At 63.8% G+C, this 1261-nt stretch carries 2 protein-coding genes; both read right to left on the reverse strand.

The genetic code is table 11. The features are described 5' to 3' along the window. On the reverse strand, positions 1-152 hold a 152-nt coding region (locus tag EN935_RS36445), incomplete at its 3' end, for a glyceraldehyde 3-phosphate dehydrogenase NAD-binding domain-containing protein (RefSeq protein ID WP_245489145.1). Positions 153-310: 158 nt separating this feature from the next. Next, positions 311-1261, reverse strand: a 951-nt coding sequence (locus EN935_RS36450) for a transketolase C-terminal domain-containing protein (RefSeq protein ID WP_281040409.1), incomplete at its 5' end; no start/stop codon positions are given.

A 1261-nucleotide genomic window follows, 5' to 3' on the forward strand; every position in this document is an offset into this window, starting at 1 on the left:
CTGTCATAGCGCAAGAGGTGCGCGTTGGTCTCGACCGGGCCGAGGTCGTTGACGGCGACGACGTCGATGTCCTTGCGGCCGGATTCATGGATGGCGCGCAGGATGTTGCGGCCGATGCGGCCGAATCCGTTGATGGCAACTCTGACGGTCATTATTCTCTCCCTGGGAGCTGTAGGGCAGACGATGGGTCCGCAGTTTCATAGCGGCGGAAGCGGAAAGAATCCAGCCGCAGCGACGTGGATTTAAATCGATTAGGTTGGGCCAGCCCGGCGAAACCGCTTTTCGTGTTTTCGCCGGGCTGGCCAGAATCTTACTTGGCGTGCAAGCGTGCTTCCGCCGCCTTGGCCGCCGCCTCGGCGGTGATGCCGAAATGCGGATAGAGCTGTTCGATGGTGCCCGAGGCGCCGAAACCGGTCATGCCGATGAAGATGCCGTCGCTGCCGATCAGATGGTCCCAGCCCTGGCGAATGCCGGCTTCGATCGCCATCCTGATCGGTGCGTTGCCGATCGTCTTCTTGCGGTAGTCGGCGCTCTGCTGGTCGAACAGCTCGAAGCAAGGCACCGAGACGACGCGGGTCGGGTGGCCGTGCTTTTCGAGGAGGTCACGGGCGCCGAGCGCGATCTCGATCTCTGAGCCGGTGGCGAAGATGGTCACCGCCGCCTCGCCGCTGGCCGCGGCCAGTTCGTAGGCGCCCTGGCTGCTCAGGTTCTTCGCGGAGAATTCGGTGCGTACCGTCGGCAGGTTCTGACGGGTCAGCGCCAGGGTCGACGGCGTCCTTTCCGACTCGAGAGCGATCTGCCAGCATTCGGCGGTTTCCACCGCATCGGCCGGACGGAAGACATTGTGGTTGGGGATGGCGCGCAATGCGGCCAGATGCTCGACCGGCTGGTGGGTCGGGCCGTCTTCGCCCAGACCGATGGAATCATGGGTCATGACGAAGATCGAGCGGATGCCCATCAGCGAGGCCAGCCGCATCGACGGACGCGCATAGTCGGAGAAGCACATAAAGGTGCCGCCATAGGCGATGAGGCCGCCATGCAGCGTCAGGCCGTTGATCGCGGCGGCCATGCCGTGCTCGCGGATGCCGTAGTGGACATAACGCTGGCCATAATCGTCCGGCGTGATGTTCTTGGTCTGGCTGGTCTTGGTGTTGTTGGAGCCGGTCAGGTCGGCGGAACCGCCGATGGTCTCGGGCACGGCGCCGTTGATGACCTCCAGCGCCATCTCGGAAGACTTGCGGGTGGCGACCTTCGGCTTGTC

The organism is Mesorhizobium sp. M7D.F.Ca.US.004.03.1.1 (assembly GCF_003998635.1).
GTDB lineage: Bacteria > Pseudomonadota > Alphaproteobacteria > Rhizobiales > Rhizobiaceae > Mesorhizobium > Mesorhizobium loti.